At 55.3% G+C, this 21670-nt stretch carries 20 protein-coding genes; 7 read left to right on the plus strand and 13 right to left on the minus strand.

What is annotated here, in order from left to right:
- Positions 1 to 73: 73 nt before the first annotated feature.
- From ABVF61_RS12030 to ABVF61_RS12060, 7 genes are all read left to right on the plus strand, one after another.
- On the plus strand, positions 74 to 1213 hold the full coding sequence (locus ABVF61_RS12030; protein ID WP_353993798.1) for an N-acetylneuraminate synthase family protein: 1140 nt from the start codon (positions 74 to 76) through the stop codon (positions 1211 to 1213).
- Positions 1210 to 1674, plus strand: coding sequence for a GNAT family N-acetyltransferase (locus tag ABVF61_RS12035; protein ID WP_353993799.1), 465 nt, complete (start codon positions 1210 to 1212; stop codon positions 1672 to 1674). The genes ABVF61_RS12030 and ABVF61_RS12035 overlap by 4 nt, the downstream gene beginning before the upstream one ends.
- A complete protein-coding gene (locus ABVF61_RS12040) occupies positions 1671 to 2567 on the plus strand; it encodes a sugar phosphate isomerase/epimerase family protein (RefSeq protein ID WP_353993800.1) in 897 nt (298 codons plus the stop codon). Before ABVF61_RS12035 ends, ABVF61_RS12040 begins: the two co-directional genes overlap by 4 nt.
- Positions 2564 to 3997, plus strand: a complete 1434-nt coding sequence (locus tag ABVF61_RS12045; RefSeq protein WP_353993801.1) for an aminotransferase class V-fold PLP-dependent enzyme — start codon at positions 2564 to 2566, stop codon at positions 3995 to 3997. The genes ABVF61_RS12040 and ABVF61_RS12045 overlap by 4 nt, the downstream gene beginning before the upstream one ends.
- Position 3998: 1 nt before the next feature.
- Positions 3999 to 4961, plus strand: a complete 963-nt coding sequence (locus ABVF61_RS12050) for a dihydrodipicolinate synthase family protein (RefSeq protein WP_353993802.1) — start codon at positions 3999 to 4001, stop codon at positions 4959 to 4961.
- A complete protein-coding gene (locus tag ABVF61_RS12055) occupies positions 4958 to 5671 on the plus strand; it encodes an acylneuraminate cytidylyltransferase family protein (RefSeq protein ID WP_353993803.1) in 714 nt (237 codons plus the stop codon). Before ABVF61_RS12050 ends, ABVF61_RS12055 begins: the two co-directional genes overlap by 4 nt.
- Positions 5672 to 6037: 366 nt before the next feature.
- Positions 6038 to 7483, plus strand: a complete 1446-nt coding sequence (locus ABVF61_RS12060; protein WP_353993804.1) for a hypothetical protein — start codon at positions 6038 to 6040, stop codon at positions 7481 to 7483.
- Positions 7484 to 7572: 89 nt separating this feature from the next.
- Here ABVF61_RS12060 and ABVF61_RS12065 read toward each other — a convergent pair whose 3' ends face one another.
- The 13 genes from ABVF61_RS12065 to ABVF61_RS12125 all read right to left on the minus strand — a co-directional run bounded on the left by ABVF61_RS12065 (position 7573) and on the right by ABVF61_RS12125 (position 21628).
- Positions 7573 to 8601 carry a class II aldolase/adducin family protein gene (locus ABVF61_RS12065; protein WP_353993805.1) on the minus strand — a complete coding sequence of 343 codons (1029 nt, stop codon included), beginning with the start codon at positions 8599 to 8601 and terminating at the stop codon, positions 7573 to 7575.
- Positions 8598 to 9344, minus strand: coding sequence for an HAD family hydrolase (locus tag ABVF61_RS12070; protein ID WP_353993806.1), 747 nt, complete (start codon positions 9342 to 9344; stop codon positions 8598 to 8600). Before ABVF61_RS12070 ends, ABVF61_RS12065 begins: the two co-directional genes overlap by 4 nt.
- Positions 9344 to 11389: a hypothetical protein gene (locus ABVF61_RS12075; protein WP_353993807.1), complete on the minus strand. Its 2046-nt coding sequence runs from the start codon at positions 11387 to 11389 to the stop codon at positions 9344 to 9346. The genes ABVF61_RS12070 and ABVF61_RS12075 overlap by 1 nt, the downstream gene beginning before the upstream one ends.
- A complete protein-coding gene (locus tag ABVF61_RS12080; RefSeq protein WP_353993808.1) occupies positions 11386 to 11991 on the minus strand; it encodes a phosphatidylinositol-specific phospholipase C/glycerophosphodiester phosphodiesterase family protein in 606 nt (201 codons plus the stop codon). The genes ABVF61_RS12075 and ABVF61_RS12080 overlap by 4 nt, the downstream gene beginning before the upstream one ends.
- A 9-nt stretch (positions 11992 to 12000) precedes the next feature.
- Positions 12001 to 12711: a glycosyltransferase family 2 protein gene (locus tag ABVF61_RS12085; protein WP_353993809.1), complete on the minus strand. Its 711-nt coding sequence runs from the start codon at positions 12709 to 12711 to the stop codon at positions 12001 to 12003.
- Positions 12708 to 13304, minus strand: coding sequence for a class I SAM-dependent methyltransferase (locus ABVF61_RS12090; RefSeq protein ID WP_353996408.1), 597 nt, complete (start codon positions 13302 to 13304; stop codon positions 12708 to 12710). The genes ABVF61_RS12085 and ABVF61_RS12090 overlap by 4 nt, the downstream gene beginning before the upstream one ends.
- Positions 13270 to 13821, minus strand: coding sequence for a GtrA family protein (locus ABVF61_RS12095; protein ID WP_353993810.1), 552 nt, complete (start codon positions 13819 to 13821; stop codon positions 13270 to 13272). The genes ABVF61_RS12090 and ABVF61_RS12095 overlap by 35 nt, the downstream gene beginning before the upstream one ends.
- A gap of 15 nt (positions 13822 to 13836) precedes the next feature.
- Positions 13837 to 15585 carry an NTP transferase domain-containing protein gene (locus ABVF61_RS12100; RefSeq protein WP_353993811.1) on the minus strand — a complete coding sequence of 583 codons (1749 nt, stop codon included), beginning with the start codon at positions 15583 to 15585 and terminating at the stop codon, positions 13837 to 13839.
- A 263-nt stretch (positions 15586 to 15848) separates the two neighbouring features.
- Entirely contained in the window at positions 15849 to 16625 is a 777-nt protein-coding gene (locus tag ABVF61_RS12105) for an FkbM family methyltransferase (protein ID WP_353993812.1), read from the minus strand.
- Between the two features lie 217 nt (positions 16626 to 16842).
- Positions 16843 to 18240 carry an asparagine synthase-related protein gene (locus tag ABVF61_RS12110; protein ID WP_353993813.1) on the minus strand — a complete coding sequence of 466 codons (1398 nt, stop codon included), beginning with the start codon at positions 18238 to 18240 and terminating at the stop codon, positions 16843 to 16845.
- Positions 18241 to 18428: 188 nt separating this feature from the next.
- Positions 18429 to 19565 carry a glycosyltransferase gene (locus ABVF61_RS12115; RefSeq protein ID WP_353993814.1) on the minus strand — a complete coding sequence of 379 codons (1137 nt, stop codon included), beginning with the start codon at positions 19563 to 19565 and terminating at the stop codon, positions 18429 to 18431.
- A gap of 43 nt (positions 19566 to 19608) precedes the next feature.
- A complete protein-coding gene (locus ABVF61_RS12120) occupies positions 19609 to 20691 on the minus strand; it encodes a glycosyltransferase (protein ID WP_353993815.1) in 1083 nt (360 codons plus the stop codon).
- Entirely contained in the window at positions 20681 to 21628 is a 948-nt protein-coding gene (locus ABVF61_RS12125) for a glycosyltransferase family 2 protein (RefSeq protein ID WP_353993816.1), read from the minus strand. The genes ABVF61_RS12120 and ABVF61_RS12125 overlap by 11 nt, the downstream gene beginning before the upstream one ends.
- Between the last annotated feature and the right edge of the window lie 42 nt (positions 21629 to 21670).

The following is a 21670-nucleotide window of genomic DNA, read 5'->3' on the forward strand; positions in this document are numbered from 1 at the left end:
CGCCGACTGTGCGCAGAATAGCGTTCCTTTTCCGGCAAATTGGCTGGTCATTTCAGTTAAGGCTGGTTAAAGAGTGAACACGTTTAACGCGACGGACTTTATCGAGTTCGTCGCGCAGTATTTGAGGCCAGGCGTGAAGCAGAAACTGCTGATAGGTAATCGTGAAGTTGGTCCGGGATCCCCATGCTTTGTGATCGCGGAAGCAGGGGTGAACCACAACGGTGACGTGGAGTGCGCGAAAGAGCTCGCACTCGCGGCCAAGAATGCCGGTGCTGATTGTGTCAAGTTTCAGACGTTCCGCGCCGAGCGTGTCGCATCGCAAAGCGCGCCGAAGGCCAATTATCAGCTGCAGACGACGAATCCGGACGAAAGCCAGATCGAGATGCTGCAGAAGCTGGAGTTGCCGGAAACCGCATATGGCGACCTGATTGGCATGTGCGCCGATATCGGCATTCTGTTCGCATCCACGCCATACAACAAGGCGGACATTGATTTCCTCGCAGAAGTGGGCGCGCCCTTTTTCAAGGCGGCGTCCATGCACTGCGCCGAGCCGTTGTTTCTGCAGCAAATGGCAGAGGTTGGCCGGCCGATCGTCCTGTCAACGGGAATGGCCACGCTGGAGGAGGTCCGCGACGCAGTAGACGCGGTCCGTGCCACTGGAAACGATCAGCTTGTTCTGCTGCAGTGCCATACGGATTATCCGAGCGCAATTGAAACTTGCAACCTGCGTGCCATGGTGCAGATGGGTGACATGTTCGACTGCCAGATAGGCTACTCCGATCACACACAATCCGAAGTGCCCTGTATCGCGGCAACCGCGCTTGGCGCGACGGTAATCGAAAAACATCTGACCCTCGATCAGGATGCAGATGGTCCTGATCATTCGACCTCTGAGTCGCCGGAATCTTTTGCTCAGATGATGCGTCAGATTCGCGAAGTCGAGATAGCGTTGGGATCCGCGTACAAGGAACCGAGTGCACGCGAATTGGAAAACATCACTGGGATGCGGCGGTCGCTCACTCTTTCGCGCGACTTGGTTCCTGGCGACGTTATTCAAGAATCGGATCTTGAGCCGAAGCGCCCGCTTGGCGGTGTGCCGGCGGCACAGGCGAAAAACGTGATCGGCCGCGTCGTGAAGAACCCGATGAGTGCAGGCGCATTTTTGAGGTTCGAGGATCTCCAGGAACCAATGGATCAAGGGGGGCAGCCGTGAGCGGCACCCCTGCGAGCCGTACATTGACAGAGCATGACATTCCGGCTCTCTGTGACCTGATGCGCCAGGAACCACCAGGTTATCTGCGCGATTTTTTCCCTTTTTCCGGTGACGAGGATTTTCTGGCGAGCGTTCGTGATGCGAAGCGGGACGTCTATATTGCTCTCAGCCTTGGCGACGAACTGGCGGGCTTTGCCATGCTGCGCGGCATGGATGCAGGTTATGAACGCCCGAGTTTCGGTGTTTATGTCTCCTCAGGTCAGGCAGGTCGAGGACTTGCGCGCTTCGGACTTGACCGCGCGCTTGAAACGGCACACCGCATTGGCGCATCCGAAGTCATGCTGAAGGTGGCGCCGGGCAATGCGCGTGCAAGGTCAATCTACGATGCGGCTGGATTTCGCTTGAGCGGCCAATGCGAGCGAACCGGCCATGACGTGATGATCCGCAAGGGGACGCCGTGACGGTTTGGTTGTCTTCCGGCGCTTTCGCCGCCAGTGATCTGCCGACACTACTCCGTGCTGCCGGCGAGGCAGGGGCACGTGCGATTGAGTTGGCCTCCGGCTTTCCGGACTCTGATAGTCTGGTGGCTGATCTTGACGCGGCCCAGAACGATGGAATGCAGCTCATGGTGCATAATTATGCGCCCGCGCCCCGTGTTCCCTTCACGCTCAATCTTGCCTCTCCAGACACCGAGTCACGGGCACGTTCGCTTGATTTCGCTGAGCGCAACTTAGAACTTTGCGCGCGGTTGAGCGCGCCTTTCTATGCGGTTCATGCCGGATTTGCTCTGGATCTGCCCCCTGAGGCTCTGGGACGGCCGGACTTGCAGGCGTCGCTTTTCGCCGAAGGGCAATATGATCGTGCACAGGCGATGGATCACATGCTGATCGCGGTCGATCGATTGGCCGACAGGGCGAAAGAGCTTGGCACAAAAGTCTTGATTGAGAACAATGTCGTTGCGCCTGAGACCCTGACCGGCTCGCCGCCGGGCACGACTAAACGCCATCCTTTGCTGTTGGCGGATCCGGAGGAAACAGAGGCTTTTTTTGCCCAGCTTGGCCGGGTTGAGGCGGGCTTGCTCCTGGATGTCGCTCACGCGAAAGTTTCCGGAAAGGCATTGGCCTTCGATCCGGCCGGTTTCTTTGAGCTAAAAGAGGATTGGCTGGGAGCGCTGCACTTGTCCGACAACGACGGCATCAGCGACTATAACGGTCCGATTGGGCCGGCAAGCTGGTTCTGGCCCTACCTTGCGGACGTCCATGAGCTCGATATGGTGATTGAAGTTTATCGGCTGAACCCGGCTCAGGCGTCTTCGCAACTAGCGCTGGTTCGTGAAGCGAAGAGGAAAGCATGAGCGAGATCGCGCGGAAATTTATCTCCGAAGCCGACACGCTGAGACGCGGTGCTGAGCTCATGAACTCCGGTGTCGGTGGCATCATCCTCGTTCTTGATGAAGACGGCTGCATGATCGGAACGCTGACGGATGGTGATTTGCGTCGTGCGGTGCTCGCGGGCGCAGATCTCGATGACCCGATCGGTCCACATGCCAACAGAAAGTTCACTTTCGCAACTGCGGGCGAATCCCGACAGCAGATGCTCTCCAAACTTAACGACGTCATTCGGCATCTTCCGGTGCTGAAGGACGGTCGTCCAGTTGACCTGCTTTCCTGGAAAGATCTTTGGTGGCTGCCCGTTGCAGAGCCGAATTTGGCCGGCAACGAGCTCAAGTATGTCGCGGACTGCGTGAACACCTCCTGGATTTCGTCCCAAGGCTCATATGTTGTGCAGTTCGAGAAAATGTTTGCGGACTTTGTTGCCGTCGAACATGCATTGACGACTTCCAGCGGGACAACAGCATTGCAATTGGCGATGGCGGCACTTGGGATCGGCCCGGGTGATGAAGTGATCGTGCCGGCCGTGACGTTTGGTGCGACGGCAAACGCAGCGATTCAGGTGAACGCCCGCCCGGTTTTTGTCGACGTAGACGCCGTCGGCTGCCTTTGTCCGGAAGCTTTCGCCGATGCGGTCACCGAGCGCACAAAAGCAGTTGTCCCGGTGCATCTGTTCGGACATGCGTGCGATATGGACCGGATCGGATCGATTGCAAAAGAACGCGGCATACTAGTCATCGAAGACTGCGCGGAAGCCTTGGGCGCACACTGGAATGGGCGTCCCGTCGGTTCTTTCGGTGACGCAGCGGCCTTCAGCTTCTTTGCGAACAAGATCATCACGACCGGCGAAGGCGGTATGGTTGTATGCCCTGATCCGGAACTTGCGGACCGGATGCGCCTGCTCCGGGATCACGGTATGCAGCGTGACCGGCGATATTGGCATCTGGAGCCAGGCTTCAATTTTCGCATGACCAATATCCAGGCCGCGATCGGTGTCGCACAAATGGAACAGGTCGACACTTTTCTGGCGCATCGCCGCGCCCTAGCCAGCGTCTATGAAAACGCACTGCGCGACGTTCCGGGCGTAGAATTGCCGCAAGGCCATGCAGGTTCGGAATCGGTGCCTTGGCTGTTCCTGATCCTGGTCGATGCGTCAACGCGTGATCGCCTTATCACAGCGTTGAAAGCTGTTGGCGTTGACACCAGGGCAGTGTTTCCTTCACTGCATGTCCAACCCGCCTTTGGATCAGAGGTGCCTGGGCGCCTTCCAACTGCCGAGCTTTTTTCCGATCGAGGCCTGTGCCTGCCCCTTTCCAACCGGATGACCGTTGCCGAGGTGGAACGAACTGTTTCCTCACTGCGCGACGAACTGAAAAAAATGAGTGAGACTTAAAATGATGACCGAGGAGATCAATTCCCGTCTTCGTGGGTGTGTGTACTCCATCTTCACACCCTTTACCGACGACGATCAGATCGACTACGAAACGCTGGCGCGTTACATGCGCCATCTCTTCGACGGGGGCGCGCGTATTTTCTACGCGATGGCGTATAATTCACGCTACGCCCAACTGTCGAACGATGAAATTCTTGAGCTGAACGCCTTCGTATGCCGGGAAGCCAGACGATTGGATCCGGCCTGTTTCGTAATCGTGGGCGACCCGATCCATTGCACCACCAAAGTCTCCACGGAGTTTGCGCGTCATGCGAAGGAAAACGGCGCGGACATGATCTCTCTGCTGGTTCAGGAGAAGTATTACTGCGACGAACAGATACTCGAGCATTTTGACGAGGTTGGCCGCGATTCGGATTTCCCGGTTCTTGTGCATGAGATGGCGTTCCTGTCCGGCATGGACGGGAAGCAGATGCACTGGCCGACGTCCTTGCTGTCGAAACTGCGCTCTGTATCCTCGATTGCAGCATTGAAAGAAGACGCCAAAACGCCGGAAATTACGCGCGCCGCGTTGGCGCTTGAACCTGATATCCGTGTTGTGGTGTCCGGCGCGAAGGCAAAGCTCTTTCAATATCGCGAAGACGGGGTGCAAGCCTATCTGAACGGCGTGTCGATGATCGACGCAAGAATCGGACAAATTTTCTGGAAGGCCTTCGAGACCGGCGATGATGCGCTGGCGCAACGGATCGTGGACGAGGTGGAAACACCCTTTTTCGCCGGCGCGATAGCAAGTCTTGGCTGGCACAGGGTCAACAAGGCGCTGCTGCAGGCAGCGGGCCTCTTCCCCCACCGCCGGGACCGGATGCCACTGAAGACCATATCCGATGCAGAGCATGGCCAAGTTGTCGAGGAGTATGCATCAATCAACAATGCCTGGAATTCCATCGTCACGGATTTGCAGGGATGAGTGTTGTTGTCTACGTCCCGGCGCGCTCCGGTTCCAAGAGGGTGCAGAATAAGAACTTTTTGCCCCTTGCGGGACGCCCTCTCGTGTACTGGACGCTGGACTCGGTTTTTGCCACGCCAAGCATCGACACAGTGATTTTCTCTTCGGATTCACAAGAGTATCTGGACCGTGTGGCTCAAGACTATTCCGATCCAAAGTTGAAACTGCATCTCAGAACTGCGGAACAAGCCGGCGACAAGGTCAAGCTGTTCGACTACCTTGCAGCTGAGGCGCACAATCTGTTTGCGCCCGAAGACACAGTGCTTGTCTGTCTGCCGACCGCACCCTTCCGCGATGCCCAAGACGTCGAGGCCGCGCTGGCTTTGCATCGCCGCACGGGGCTTGGTGTCTTTTCGACCTGTGCTTTTGATTTCCCCGTGGCTTTCGGACTTTATCTGGGCGACGGCGAAGACGGTGACTGGACGCCAACAGTCCCCGACAGCCCGCTTTTGAGCGGTGACACACGCAGTCAGGACCAGCGCGAGGCTCATCACCCAAACGGTGCTGTTTATATCCGCCGTGGATCCGACTTTCAGGATGCCAGCGTGACAAGCTTCTTCGTCGATGCCGTCCCGTACCCGATGCCCCGGATCCGATCCGTCGACATCGATACCAAGACCGATTTCGCCATCGCTGAGCTGATTGCCGGCACTAACCTTCATCGGCGATGATATCTCTGCGGCGCGGCCAGGTCGGCATCGCCTGCGCGCCAGGTGTCGCATTTTTGCCTGCACCGCATCTGATCATCGCGCAAATACCTTTAAATCCCCATTCGCCTCCACATTGCTGGATGCGAACGGACTTTCGCTTTGCTCAGCGGATCTGCATACGACATGGAGGCGCTTGTTGTTCCGGGGAATTTTCTCGGCCGATTTTCAAGTAAAAGCGTCACCCAAAGGTGCCTGGAGTGAACCTGCGCAGGCGGCATGGCGGCCCTTCACTTGCTGTGATATTCACGGTCAAAACGGCGTTCACTTACACATGCCAAACAAAGTAACGGGACAATGAACGGCTGCCCGGCAGAGACACCACGCTGAATGAATATTGCTGAACACCTAAAGCGTCTGGAAAATGACCTGGATCTGTTCGACTGGCGGGAGAGCGGCGCCCCGGTATGGGAGCTGGCACGCTATTCCGTCGCTTTGGCGGCGAAACGGACACGCCCGGCAGGCGACAAGGCATCAGAACAGACAACACGGAAGCAAGGTGTTTCTAGTGAGACGATCTCGTCTATGCAAACGCAGCCGGACAATCATTCATCGATTAGGCGCCGGGTCGAACGGTTTCGAAAACGACTGACACTGGCGACGAAACGAAATCCGCTACGGGGCGGTCGCTGCGACGTTGTCCTGTTTGGTCATCCGAGGCGCAAACTCGAAAACGGACGTTGGATCGATCTCTACGCGGATCCTGTCGCCTCGATCCTCCGCAAGGCTTACGATGTCCGGTTCATTGAAATGGATTGGATCCCTCACCAGAAACCGGAAGTCTCGAAGGACTTGCGTTACATCGACGGCCTTCGCCGCGAAGCCCGGCGCTTTAAGGGTTTCGATGAGTTTAGCACCGCGGGAAATGCGAAGTTGAAGGCATTGAGCGATGGTTTGCACGAGGTGGGTTTTGAGGTCGACCTCTCGACCATTGTTCATAAGGAGATCGATCGTTGGTGCCGTTGGTTGCCTACGTACATCGCGCTCCTTGAGCAGCTTTCACCTCGTGCCGTCGTTCTCGTCAACAGTCCGCATCTTAAGGCTCTGGTTTCGGCTGCGCGGCAACTTGGAATTCCGAGCATAGAACTTCAGCACGGGTCTCCGACCGTCGGAAAGCTGAACTATGACTTTCCCGCTGACCGTAGTTTTGAAACCTTTCCGGACTTCTTTTTTTGTTTCGGGACGTTCTGGACGGAGGGCAGCCGATTGCCATTGCCGCCTGAACGCATGCCAAGCGTTGGATTTCAGTACCTTCGCGACCGTGTTTCCCTCTATCCGGAGGCAGCGGATGCGGAGCGCCGGATTATGACGATTTCTCAGCCGAATTGCCGGGCTGCGCTCGCGGAGCTGACGCTGGCCACAGCCCGGAGGACTGATGGTGCGTTCGAACTGCTCTGGAAAAACCACCCGGTCGAGGAAGGGATGCAGGACGAGACGGCCCGGGAACTTGAGCTGGCTGGGGTACGCATACTGCCGCCAAGCACGGACCTTTACGAAACGATTGCCTCGGCGGGAACCATCATCGGCGGCTTCTCGACGGCTCTTTATGAAAGCGTCGCCTTTGGACGCCGTCCCCAGATCGTCGCAACAGGTTATGAGGATCTGATGAGCGAGCTCGTGACTGCGGATGCCGCTGACCTGGTGCGATCAGCGGACGAATTGCAGTTTAACCAGCGTCCCCGGCCCGATGTTGTCGAAAGCCTGTTCGCAACCCGAAGTGATGCCGAGTTCCTGGAATACTTTGCCAAGGCAATCGAGCAGGGTGCCCGCCTTTAGCAAACCCATCCTGCCACCTCATGCAGGCGCGGCGAGTCTAATGGAACCAATTCAACGATCTTCAGGGTTGCGGAGCTTACTCGATAGCTTCAATTCTTGCCCTGCCGGAATTTTTCGGCATCCCAATCCAGAAGATTAGCGATATCGGAAGTTGAGAGAGTATCTGTTGCGTGGTCGGGCGAAAGCCGGCTGATGACATCGCTATAGCAGCGCATCTGCTCCTTTTGCGCTGGTGTAGCGTGCTCAAATTCGTAGGTGCCGATGCCAGGAACGAAAATGTACGGCGACCGTTCGCCCAGGGGTTGGTCTTGTAGGCTAAGTTTGCGCGCGGGCGGCCAGATCGAGGGCTTTGCGCCCAGAAAAACAACATGGTCCGGATAAAGCGCCCAACTTTCTCTTAGCCTCGCGGTCTGTGAAGGATCGCAGGAGAGTGCGTGAATGCAAGGGTCTTTGCTCGGGGCATATCCAAGTTTCGTGAGTTCATGCTCGGGCACAGGAGCTGGAACAGCCTCGCTAGTGCGTGGTGCGAAAGTCTGCAACTCATCGAGGGTCCGGGTAAGCAGGCCTCGGATGTCGTCAATGCTCTCACCGCCCAAAACGATGCCATGGTTTTTTAAAAAGACGATGTTTGCGCCGGGATTTGCGCACAGCGCATTGTGGACGGCGGCGGCAAGTTCGGCACCGGGTTTGTTGTAACCGACAAAAACCCAGTCTGAGCGATCTGCCAATTGTCGCGTAAAACGGTCTTGAGCGTCTGTGAGAACAAGTTGCACCAGGACGTCAATGGCGTGCAGATGAACCGCGATCCTATGCGGCATGAGTGCATGCAGCATCGTTTCGATTGAGGGTCTTTGTTTGGTGTCCGCCAGAACCGAAGCATTTGCCGAATAGTCCTGCTCTTCGATTCTCTGCTGAAGGGTCTGCAGGTCAACCGGAATGAAGATCTCCATTTCGTTTGCATGCGCGAGCCAGGTGCCGGACGCCTTGACCCAGAGCGTGGGTCCCTCTTTCCAGGAAACATTGCCGCCCGGGCCCTGAACCAGCAGCGGATCCCGGCCTATTTCAGAGCAGTAGGATTTGATAGCCGAGGCAAGTGCCTCGTTGCGGTCAGGTGTCACGTGTCGGCAAGCCCCAGGATCAGTTTTCTCAACTCCGCGAACGTGTCGAAATAGGCATCCGGGGCGGTTTCGCCCTGGCCTTTTTCAACGCCGGAATGGAGCTTTTGCAGTGTCACGGCATTGATTTTTTCGCGTGCGCCCCGAATGTCGTTCACGGGATTGTCGCCGATCATCCAGATGCAGTCGCCGTCCGGCCGCATCTTTTCCAGCGCCAGAGTGAAGGGCGCAGCGTTCGGCTTGTCGAAGCCCGCCTCTTCGCTTGTGACGATGAAGTCGAACACATTTTCCAGCCCGAAATAGACAATCTTTCTAAATTGGATCTGAGCCGTGAGGTCTGTGACGATCGCCGTTGGAATGCTCATGAGCCTAAGCTCGTCCAACAGCTCCTTCACGCCGTCAAAGAGAACTGCGTTTCCTAAAAACGTTCGCCAGTAGGTCTGCTCGAAATCGAGTGCCCGAAGGATCTGCGAACCGAGCCCCATGATTTCCAGCATGCGCTGCATGTAGAGCAGCCTGCTGTGGGAGGAGGCGGTTCCCTGCAATCGGGCTTTGACCTGCTCTCTTGCGTTGCTGTAGGCGCGATCGAAATCGGACGGTTCGATTGAAAAGGTCTTGGTGGCTTTCTCGCGAACGGCGGAAAGGGCAGCCGCGTGCGCCGGGTCGTAGGCGTAAAGAGTGTTGTCAGTGTCAAAAAGTATCGCGTTCGGCAAACGCGTAAACCTGTCTGGATTGACGACTTTCATCAGACGGTTCTCTTCACTAGGACTTGGTTGATATGTGAAAGTGCGATCAGTTGCATGACGCCGGTGACGCCTTCCTGCCAGTCAGGCTCGATGTCGAGAAACTCGATGACGTTCGGGCAAAGAATTTTTGCTGCCATCTCGATATCTTCCGAGCTGGGCTCGCCTTCGATTGTGATTTCAGCTTCCGCCTGATCTTTAGCGATGTTGATGTCGACATGCAAACCGCATACGCCGACCAGAACCCGGTGTATGGAAAGCTCGTTGAAGCCGTGTTTCGTCGTGGCAACAAGCTTCAGTTTGACAGGCCCCTCGCGATCCAGATCGTCCAGCGTCAGCGCGTGGACGGGCTGCAGTGACAGGATAAGATCGGCATGGTCGGCCTGTTTGCGAATGAACTGTTCTGCATCGTGCTCTCGCTTTTCAAGTGAAGCGAGAACGGTTTGGATGCTGTGCCCCCGGTCCTTGACGTCTCTTTTCAGCTTGAAATGCCGCCTGAGGCTTTCATCGATGTCGAGGTAAATCCTGAGATTGCAATTGTCCCGGACGATGGGCAGGTACAGGGAATGCAATCCGCTCGCAATGATGAAGTCATTGCTTTTCACCTTGAGCGGGCGGCTCATCTTGCCTGTGCCATGATTGTAGTGCCGAGACTGGATCGGCTTCCCGTCAATGAGCGCAAGCAGGTTGTTGCTGTAGGATTCTAGGTCGTTGGCCATGGGATTGAGATGGGTCATGACCTGCCACATGGGTTTGTGCCGGTCCCAGAGATGATAATCGTCGCCGGAGAGTTTCACCACGGAATGATCACCAAAAAGGCCTGTCAGACTGTCCGCAAACGTGTCTTTTCCGGCACCGGAGTCGCCGGCCAGGCCGATGACGAATGGCGTTCTGCTTCTTCGGAAAAAATCGTTCTGCCGGACGGAATATCGCCAAGTGCGCAGCGAAAGAACCAGTCCGACGGCAAGCATCGCTGTTAGCAGAAGCGACGTAACCTGTGAGATCTCCGATTGGCCCACTGGTAGGACCTTGGCGAGTTCGAATGTCTTTGATGTGGAGTATAGAAAAGGTGTCACCAGAAGTGTCGTGAGCGCATAAAGCCAGGAAAAAGCCAGTCCCAGAACCGCGGACGCCGGACCGCTTTGAAGCAGAACGAGAAACGGCAGGCACCAGACGAACCAGCCGGGAGAAGCGGGTGTCAGCAAGACGATTATCAGAAACGAAATTCCGGTGGTCGCCAGGAAGAGATCGAAGTTCTGACGTCGTACATTCCACGCAAGATAAAGCATCAGCAGGTAGAGCAACGGCACCACAAAAACGGTGTTAGCCTCCGTGAAGCTGATAGACAGCTGGAAAACTTTCCCCATTTCCGGATTACCGAACAGCATGAGCAATGCGTTTTGGGAAAAGGCGAAGGGAAACCCGAAGATGAGAAGGCCAGCCAAAAGTCCGGCCGAAAATCCGGGCAATCGCGTGCGCAGCGATTTGTTGTTGATCAGATAAATCGCGAAGAATGGCATCGCAATCAACATGCTCAGTTTGGCTGAGACTGCACAGACGCAAAAAAAGCCTGACAGAGGAAGCCGTGTTTGTCTGAGGAAGTAAACCGCAAGCGTCAGAAAGAGAACCGGCACGATATCATTCAGCCCGATGCCGTAACTTGCCAGGATAATGATCGGCGAAAGCCAATAGCCGATGAGGAGAATGTATTTACGGTCGGGCAGCAGCCGCTGCAGCACGAGCAGCAACAATATGTCGACCGTCAGCAAAGAGAGCTCGTAGGCATATTGAACCGGCAGATGCAGCAGGCTGAAGAGGACGGTCAAGGGAAGAAACGTCAGCCACATCGCATAACCGTAAGGAAACGCAAGCAGGCTTCCGTCCCGGCTCACCCAGAGCGACCAGGGGTCGAGCGTAGGTGCTGAGACGCTGGCCTGCAGGAAGGGCGCGTACCACTCCGCAACGGCCAGGGGAGCGACGCCAAAAATCAGCATCAGCCTGATCAGCAGGCCGAGGCCGAAAAGAGGATGGCGCCAAAGCCCGTTCATTGACGATCTGTCCGGGACAGCCAGAGGTCAGGCCTCTTGGTGCAGACGGCATCCGCCTCTATGTTTCTTTCAGCAAGCAGTGACCTCATTTCAGGAATTTCCAGTGAGGCATCCCGCCCCTGGAGTTCCGGAGATACAAGACAGAGCCTGAACCCGGCCGAGCGGAGCTGTGCCGCTTGATCCTCACTCAGCGGGAAGCGCGTGAAGCAGTCCACCCAAATCCAGTCGACTTGTCCGGCGAGGCTAAGCGCGGTTTCAATACTTTCAAATTCTGAAACGCGAACGGCGCAGCGATGAACCCCCAGCTTTGACCATTTGACCAGAAACGGGAACGATTGATCGAGAAAGAAAAAGTCGTCGATACCGCGTGATGCCATAGATGCGATCAGGCGGTCTTCCAGTCCCTCTTCCTTGACGTTCAAGATCAACGTCTTGTGGCTGTAGTGATCAAGCCATGTTTCAAAGTCGAGACCCGCTTCGAACGGATCGTGGTGAATGATCAGACGCTCGCCCTGGCTGCGGATATCTACCTCTATTCCGTAATCATGAGGCGTCTCGGCCAGACCTTCGATCGTGTTGCGTCTGTGTTGAATGATCTGCATCAGGCAACCTCAGGAAGCTTGTGACATCTGGCGTTTGAGCTGGCGACTGTAGCTGACGGTTCTTTGGATGAATTTGCGCTTGGAGTTCCAGTCGATGTTCCAGTGGGATACGCCGAACGCTCTTTCTCCGAATCTGACCGGAAAACGCATGACGCTAAGGCCGGCGCGCTTCGCCTGGTAGTAAGCGTAAAGGTCAAGCGAAAAGTCGTGCGGCGGTTCTTGCCAGCTTTCATAAAAGCTGCGGGAAAACATGGTCGGTTGTGCATTGATGTCCCACAAGGGCGTGCGCAGGAGCAGCGTTTCGAAGACCGACATGCCAATTGTGAAGACCGTGTCTGACATGGGGCGCCCGTAGCGTTTTCCCTTGACGAAAAGGGTCTCGAAATCCTTGGCCTCCCGAAACAGTTGCAAGCCATTCGCAAGGTCCATTGGGTCCGTCTGCATATCCGCATGAGTCCATGACAAGACGTCACCCTTGGCGGCAGCAAGGCCTGCCAATATCCCGTGTCCATAGCCTTGATTGACGTCCACGCGCACGCTGCGGACCTGCCCATCATTCGCGAGCATTCGCAAAAGGACGTCCGGGGTTCGGTCTGTGGAGCCGTTATCGACGAGAATGACTTCTGCTCCGGTTTCCTGCGCGAGGCTCCGGCATCTGGGCACGAGGAGGCTCAGGTTATCGGCTTCGTTATAGCAGGGTATGACAACCGATAGTTTCATTTGGGATCCACGGCTGAGACGACAAAACAGCACCCTCCCATTCCATAGGTCATGAGTTGGCGGACATCCAATTTGCCTTGGTCGACAATCTGCGAAAACGCGGCGGCGACTCCGTGTTTCCGGCTGCCGCGATAAGAAAAATAGTCATCGAGAATGATGATAGTGCCATCCTGTATCAGTGGCAGACAAAATGTAAGGGCCTCAAGTGAGCTACTGTACGTGTCGCTGTCAATGAAGACTATGCGGGCCTTTGACAATTCGAATTTTTCCGGACCGTCCTTGAGAGACTCTGAAAAAAAGCCGGGAACAAGCTGATACTCAAGCGACTTTGCCGTTTTTCTTGCGCGTTTGTCGACATCTTCAAAAGACGTAGAGAAGTTTTCGTCCTGGTAAAACGGATGAACATCCTCTTTTGCGAGATCACCGAAGCCAGAGAACGAGTCGAACCCGAAGAAACGCGGCATCACTTTTCCATTCGGCAAGAACCGTTCACTTGCTTTTGCGCAACGCATTGCATGCGTGAATGAACTGCCGGTGAAAACGCCGAATTCAAGGTAGTCACCGTCGACCGCTTCGATGAAGCTCAGGTACATGGCCTTCTTGATCGCCAGATATTTTTCGACGTTGTGAACAATCGCCGGATTGGTTCGTGCAAGAAAGAACGACACCACGTCCTGGAGAATGTTCAGTTTTGACAGGAATCCAAATTTTGACATTTTTTTCCTCGGCAAAGACCAGCAAGCGTGATCCGAGATAGTTATTAGCAACCGCAAAGAGCGCTCCTGCTAACCAACTCAGGCTTGGGCCTGTTTGCAGCAATTCGGACGCCAGATTGGCAATTAAGCTCATCCCGGCGCCTCCTATGAGATAAACTGTCAGAAAGAAAAACACGGTGCGTGCATCTATGGGCTGTGAGGACTTGAAAACCCAGGCTTTGCCCAGCAGGAAAGAGCTTAGCAAACCGGCTGAATAGCCGACGCCCGCGGCCATGAGTACAGAAGCGAAAAGCCCAATAAAGAGCGTGTAAACGGAAAAATTGAGGATGTTGGACAGCACGCCAACGAGCAGGAACCTGAACAGCGAATTGTCAGTTATTGCGTTGGTTTGCATGAACAATTTGCCGCCTCAAATTCTGTTTTGATTCTGAAGTTGCGCAAGAGGCGATTGTGATAGACTAGATTTGGTTGTGCCCCATTGAGACGGATGTTTCGATACTTCCGGCATTACCGGTATGTCAGCGGCAAACCGGGTTGCGAGCGCGTCAAGCTTGTCACTGGGTATCCGCCCGTCCAGGTCAAGCCGGTAGGGGTGCGAAGACCATTTGTGGAAACAGGACTGCCAGTATTCAAATGTCTTGAGATCGTTTGGGGTGCCCCAGCAGAGGTAGCTGTCGACCTCGAACAGGTGACAGCGGTACTCGAGTGCAAGAGCGTCTTCGATCATGGAGTCGAGATAGAATTCATTGTTGACGCGACCGTTGCGGCTCAGGAGGCGAGTGTAGGCGTTTTTGAAGATCTCCGCGTTCCGGAACGTGAATGTGCCCAGAATGATCGGATCAGTCTTGGGGTTGTCGAGCGGCTTCTTGACGGAAACGCCGCGGACTGCCTCGCCGTCAACATCAAGCCAGCCATACATTTCAGGATGCCGAACGGCATTGGGATAGCCGCGGATGCCCCACACAAGCAGGTCTGAATCCGTGTCGTCCAGGCGTGCCTGAAGCGCGGCCTCATCGAAAAGGGCACCGTTGTCACATGCGGCGAAGGTGATGGGGCCGCCACACGAACCGTTGGCGTGTTCCAGTGCATCGAGCCCGATCTTGGCTGTGCAGGCTTGCCCATCCGTGAGGCCATCAACCTCTGCTAGCGTTGCGGACGGGAAAAATTTCTTCAATTCAGACCCGAGCGGACCGAATTCGGGAATGTCAGACCGTAAAACGAAGCAAGTGTCGGCGGTCGCCGGCAGATCGTGAACCGCTTGAACGACCATCGGCGTTGCCGAGACCGGAACAAGCGGTTTTGGTTCCATGTAGCCTTCACGCGCGAAACGGGAGCCGAGTCCTGCCATAGGAATGACGACACTTCCGGTTGTCCTGGGCTTTTGTTGCTGTGGGACTGCCATCTTGCGAAATGCGTTGGACCAGACATTGTATTCTTCAACGTCCTCAGGCGTTCCCCATTGCATGAAATGCTGAAGGGGATAAACGGCAACCTGACGATCGTCCTCAAACAGCGGCCGGTAGGCCAGGCTGACATAGTACTCGCCGTTGATGTTGAGATCCTGAGATACCGTTGCGTCGAATGCCGCGCGCATCAGTTCGGCCGACGCAAAGTAGTATGTCCCACTTGAGGCGTATTCGTTCATCCGATTGTCGGTAAACGGCTGTTTTTCGCGAATATCTCTGACCCAACCACCATCTTCACGCATATAGGCATAGTTTGTTGTGCCGAGTGAGTGTGGATGAAAGCCCTTGTATGCGGGGATAGCACCGTCACAGCCGGTTGTGCGGACGAACTTCCGGAAATGATGCCAGTCCCAAAAACAGGTAAAGTCGCAGTAGTTTACAACAACAGGTTCGGAGGGGTCGAGCAGGTGCATCGCCTGCTGAACCGCATGAACCGGCCCGCGTTTATGCGCCGGGATTCCAACGATGCGCCCGGTCGGGCAAATCCGCTTAAGAAGAGTTTCCATGCCGAAATCGGCATTGTTCAGATGGTCGTTGTTGCAGATGAAAACGAAATTCTCTTCGCCTGGAAACATCTCGACGACATGCTCGATGATCGGTTTGCCTTCGACCTCGATCAGGGGCTTCGGCAATCTGTAGCCGGCCCTGCGAAACCGCTCTCCAAATCCGGACATGGGGATCACAATTTGCACGTCGGTTTCTTCCTGATCGTTGACTGAGGCACTTGCCGCCGGACCAGCGCGCACAGACAAAAGCGCGCGCACGCAAGCCGGTCTGCAACTTCATGGCATGAAACTGACTGAGATTTGGTAAACCAAGGCTGAATTTTGTCTTGGAAATTCAGCGCCGATTTCAGGTCGAAAGACGCATGCCGAACTGAGGACAGAACGATAGGGCTCTGGTGGCTCAGACAGGCGACAGCTTGGCAAATTGCTGCACTTGGGACTGGTCGGACTCAGCCGGTGGTGAGGCGGCGGTTTTTGAAAAGCGCGCACAGTCTGCCGCGGCCGACCTCAACGAGTTCGAAGTTTCGTGCAAGCAGAAAATTGATTGTCGGGACAAGCGTGCTTTCCGCTGCAACGCCGCGTTCATAACCAAGGTCTGCGGTAATGTACTCAATGTCCTGAAGCTGTTCGCCGATTCCCTCGAGAATCTCCGGTTCCGCGCCTTCCGCCTCAAGCTTGAGAAGCTTGACACGTCCGGTGATCAGGGAATCCAGTCTTCTGGTTTCAACAACGATTTTTTCGTCATAATGCCGGGGCTCAATCAGGCTTGAATCAGCGCCTTGTGAGCTAACGTAGAAAGTGAGTTCGCCGCTTTCGTTCCAAAGTCCGATATTGTGGACGGTCTTCCCGTTTACATTTTTGCGAAGGCAGGAAAACTCGACTGGACTGGGTTCGAATCCCGTGTAGTCAACATCAATCCCTTTCAGGAGGAACCAGAGGTAAAAGTCCCCGACATTTGCGCCGCAATCGAGGATGACATCGCCGGAAACAAAATCGATCCGATCCAGAAAGTAGGACTTGCCCAGATCAAGTGCGCGTGGCGCAAGGCCGTCCTTGTAAGCCATGTGCCCCTGGTGTTCGTGCCGGAAACAGTAGCTGACTGAAGGCAAGGAATCGTCGTTGACCGTGTATTTTCCTCCGTCCCAATTCACGGTCGTCGAAAGGCCCAGCAAAGCTGCCTTTTTGTTGAAGAACCTCGCGTATTCGTCGCCTTCCGAGCTTAACAATTGCCTGGTGCACCGTTTCAGTCGGCGCTTTCGGAATTTGTCGAGCAGATACACTTATTTTCACTTCGGCAATGCGCGTTGCGGGACGTCAGGTCTTTTGCGACCTTTTCGTGAGACTTACTAGCAACGCCGTTATCTTGCAATCGTTTAGAAAGACGCGCGTCTTGTTTTTCACCGCACGAGATGCTCGAACATGTCAGTATCCTGTCGGTCAAGACTATTGGAACAGTTTTTTGACTTTCCGGATTCCGGAAAACCCCTTCTTCTTTTTCTTCGGCTTGTCTTTGAAACCGAAGCCGATTTTCACATCTTCCTTAACGGAGAATTCTCTCAGCTTCAGATACTCGCTGATGGCGGACTTGTATTGCTTGTTTTTCACATCAGACGTGAGACTGAGGAACTCCTGTACCACCGCTCGGTCGAGAAACGGATATCGGGCCTCCATTCCGAAAGAACCCGCAACCATCTCTTCCTTCGACAGGTAGGCGGCCTGGGTGCTTCCGTAGAAGGAAGACCAGGGGAACTGGCCGAGGAAATTAGGCGGAAACTGGCCGCCGAAATTGCTGTGGGCGAAGAATTTTTTCCCCGCGAACCCGTAGTCGGAAACAATCTCGTCGGCACCGCTGCCCGACAGATAAACGAGGGCTCCCGCCGCTTTGGCCTTTGTGCAAACGCCGGCCAGCATGAGGGCCGCCTTGTCCGTATGAACGCTTTTGCCCGTTTCCGTGCGTTCACCGTCGTCGTTGATGATGAAATAGGGTTGATCCTCGACGCGGTCCTGAAGCCAAGCGCGCAGGCTCGTCAGGTCCAACTCCGTTTCCGGCAGGAGGAGCGCCCGATTTCCGGATGCTTCAACCGCATCGAAGCGTTGCTGTACGACATCTGGGTCCTCACGCCCTTCGATTGTCACGCTGATGAATGTCTTGTTCTGGTGGATCAGGGACGCGGCGATCGCGCCGCTGTCATATCCGCTGGAGAGACCGATAAAGGGTTTCCCGCGAAGATGTTTCACCCGCTTAGCGACAGATCTGTCGAAAGCTTCGAACCAGTCCGAAAGATCTGTTTTGTACTGCGCGATATTGAACGTATATGTCTCGCGCTCCAGGATGCACTTGTTGTCGAAGGCATATTCGACAACGTGGTTGGGCTTCAAGGACTTGATGTTTGAATATCCCAGCGCGGACAGCGCCCCTCGATAACTTGCAAAGCCGAAATCATTGCCATTTGAGCCGAAGTAAAGCGGTTTGGTGCCAAAGCAGTCGCGCGCAACAAAAATGGTGTCCTTTTCGTAGTCTGCGAGAATGATCGCATATTCGCCGTCCAGACGGGAGAAACAGTCGGCCCCATGTTCGGTATACATGTCATGCAGAAACTGGACTTCGCTTTCGTAGCTATCCGGGCAGGAATAGATCTCACCGTTGAACATGATGACGATTTTTTCGTCGTCAGACACATAAGGCTGCGCAATGAAATCTCCGCGCATCGACAACAGATTATGGCAGAAAAAATGACCGTTTACTGTGCGCGTTGCTGTACTGTCCGGTCCCCGGAGCGACATCATCCTGTTGAAGTCGTTCGTTTCAGGCTGGAGAGTTGAAAAAAGAAAGCTGCACATTCTACCGGACTGACATGTTGTTGTTTCGGTGTCTTTTCAGGCGTGGGCTTCTGACCTTTACAATAAGATCGCCATGCCTGGTTCCAACATCCAATTTGTCTTTGAACCCACAGGCGCAACAATTTCACATGCGATGAGCGTACTGCAGATCTTTCCGCGAAAGTTGCCTCGGAAAGGCCACATCTGCGTCAGGCTTCGCTTAGAACACTTTCCAGCCGCTTGATCAACAACCTGTTGTCGAGATTGCTGACGGCGAATTCGCGGCTGGCGCGCCCGACTTTTTCCGCGTCGATGTTTCCCGTAAGCGCATCGCGAATGAGGGTGCGGAACCCGGTTTCGTCCAACTCGTCGACCAGAAATCCGGTTTTCCCTTCGCTGACCAGTTCAGGAATACCGGCGTGACGCGTGGACAAGACTACGCATCCGCAGGCAAGTGCCTCTTGTATGGAGGTTGGCGCGCCTTCTGCATCTCCCTCCGGGCTTGTCACCGAATGTTGCAGGAAATATTCGGCTTGCTGGAGGTGCTTCATGACACTGTCGTGAGACTGTTCACCCAGGATCTCTACTTGTCCTTCCATACGCATTTCGCGGATAATCTCTTGGCATCGCTCCTGCCAGGGGCCGCCACCAAGCATGGAAAGGGACGCATCCGGATAGGATTTTGCTTCTTCACAAAATGAACGCACCGTGATGTCGGGCCGCTTCTTATCGACCAGTCTGCCGATGGCAACGAACTTGTGTTTTTTCTTGTCCAAGGGATGAAATTTTTCAGTGTTCACGCCGCTGGGAATGACATGGCTGTTCGGGTGAACGAGACCATATCTGGCCAGATTGTCCTTCAGGAATTTCGAAACGAAAAACAAGCCTGCCGTTTTCTCGAAGGCACGCGCAGTCAGCCTCTGTTGCCGCAAAGAGCGGATTCGCATCGTGCCGTCATAACCCCGGTAATATGTGAACATGGGAATGCCGATGTCCCCGATACTGCTCACCACCTCAGCGCCGATGCAGCCGAACTCACACAGCACGGCATCGACTTTTTCCCGTCGCAGAAATTCGATGATCCGGGCCCGCTCTGTCCCGATGAGGCTCTGTTGGGGAAGCCCCTTCAGTTTGTTCGCAAGTTCGTTGACCGGTGTGAGGACCTTGTCCCAAAGCGTCGGCGAAACGCTGCTGCGATCAAAAACTGTTCTTTTGACGGGCTGGAAGGTTGTTTCCTTGCCGGCGCATACGACTGCCGATCCGGAAAACAGGTTTTCGATATGAAAATTCACCATCGTTTGGTGAGGATGCATATAGGCGTATGTGAAGATGCAGATCTTTTTCATTATTGCCAATTCGATCCGGGACCGGCTTCAAGCTGAGCGCGCCTTACGTGCCCCTGTTCTCCTGTGCGCCCCTAAAGAGAAGTTGCTCGTATTTTCCCAGAATGCTGGTTTCCGAGAATTGCGCCAAGAGGAATTTGTGCCCCTCCTGCGCCAGGTCGGGCGGCGCGGTAATGGAAACGCCAACGGCGTCGATTGACCTCACCAATCCATCCACATCTCCGCACGGTGACAACAATCCGGTCTTCTCGTGCTCTATCAGCCAGCCGGGGCCTGGCGAATCTGTCGCGACAACGGGAAGACCGGCGTTCCAACCCTCCAGAACGACATTCCCGAGCGGTTCATCGTCTGCCGGACAGACCAGAATGTCGGCGGCTTTCAGGAATGTCGAAGGGTCTCGTTGCCAGCCCAGAAAGTGCGTGCGGTCCTGAACACCCAACTCACCGGCGAGCAGTTTCATGTCATCCATCAGCTCCCCGTCGCCGATCAGCCAGGCGTGAACATTTTCGGGCAATTTCGCGAGCGCCTTGATCAGGAGGTCGAAACGCTTGCGCTCGACAAACCGGCCGAGGGAAATCAGAACGGTGGCGTCATCTGGGGTGTTGTAGTCCGCACGGTTGACCGGCTTCAGATCTTCAGGAAGCGGGTCGACGAAATTGCTGATCATATGTGCCCTGTCGGCCGGCCATCCCATGTCGACTGCCTGCCTGATAATTTCCGGTGTGTTGCCGATCAGGTTCTGGACATTGCCATATGTGTGAAAGCCGTCCGGAAAATCACCCAGGCGCAAAAAGGTGCGCATGTTAGGGCCGGGTTTTGGCATCCATTTGCTGGCAGGGCTCATCCACCCCAACGTGACTTTCGCACCAAAGCTTCTTATTTCCCGCGAAATTCCCCAGCGCACGAAGTGACGTTTGAAGTGCGAACGGCTGAATTTCAGCTCGCGAACTTCGCAGTGTTGCGCCAATTCGTCCCGCCACGGACGGTTTTTCCGAATAAACGCGATCTGTTCGACGCCGCGTTTGGCGAGCGCGCGCGACAGGCGCAGGAAGAACTTTTCCGCACCGCCATCAACTCCAAGATGGATATGGGCAATCTTGTTGCCGGATCCGGGACGCTCAGTTGCCATCGATCACGTCATAATAGTTGTGTGCACGACCGAACAGACCGCGCAGGTTTCCAGAGCCCTTCATCAGGCGGATCAGGCCGTAGTAAAAAAGTTTCTCACCGCGTTTTTTCGCAAACGGTTTGACGACAAAGCCAACCACTGTCGCGAGCAGGCCGAACAGCATGCGACGTGTGCTTTTGGGAATGAAGTGAAGCGCTGCCTTGCTTCTGCCTTCGCGCAGGACGATGTTGAAAGCACCGGAGGTTGCGGCCATGTGCATCCTGCTGAGCAGGCGCCTGGTGGTCACGCGGGATGCCGGAATGTCCTCTTCGACAAAGGCATCGTCTACCCAGATCATCTTCGCGCCCGCCGCATGTGTCCGGCGGAAGAAGTCGATATCCTCGCTGCCGAATGTCAGCCTTTCGTCAAACCGCAGTCCAAGCCCGTCATCGCGGATGATACGCGCGCTGAGAAGCACGTTGTTTGTCGGCGCTTCCGTGATGACCGTGCCGGTTGGCCTGGGTTTGAGAAGCTGCGACTTCCACCAGTGCGGTGCCGGCTTCTCGTAAATCCGGCGGACCGGTCCGTTGGCAACTTCGGCATTGTGCTCTTTGCATGCGCTCAACAGCCTTTCGATCCAGTCCGGCTCTGCGCGTTCGTCATCATCGATCAGCGCGACCCAATCCGGATCATGTTCAAGGGCCGCTTCCAGTGCACTGTTGCGCGCGAAGGGAATTCCCTTTCGCCTTTCATGATAAAAATGGACGGCAAGCGAGAGCTGCGACGTCAACTCGGCAGCGGCTGCGCCATGGAAGTGCGGTTGAGGGTCGTTTTCAACAACAACAGCCAGAATCTCAGTGCCGGCCGGACGGATCAGCTTGTCGAGGCTGAAGAGGCACGCCTTGAGCATGTTCGGACGCTGCGCCGTGCACACGGCAATGACCAGTTTCTGGGTCATGGAGGGAGATCGGTCCTTGACTTTGCTGTAGTTGTGCCTGCC

The sequence above is a fragment of the Roseibium sp. HPY-6 genome (assembly GCF_040530035.1).
GTDB lineage: Bacteria > Pseudomonadota > Alphaproteobacteria > Rhizobiales > Stappiaceae > Roseibium.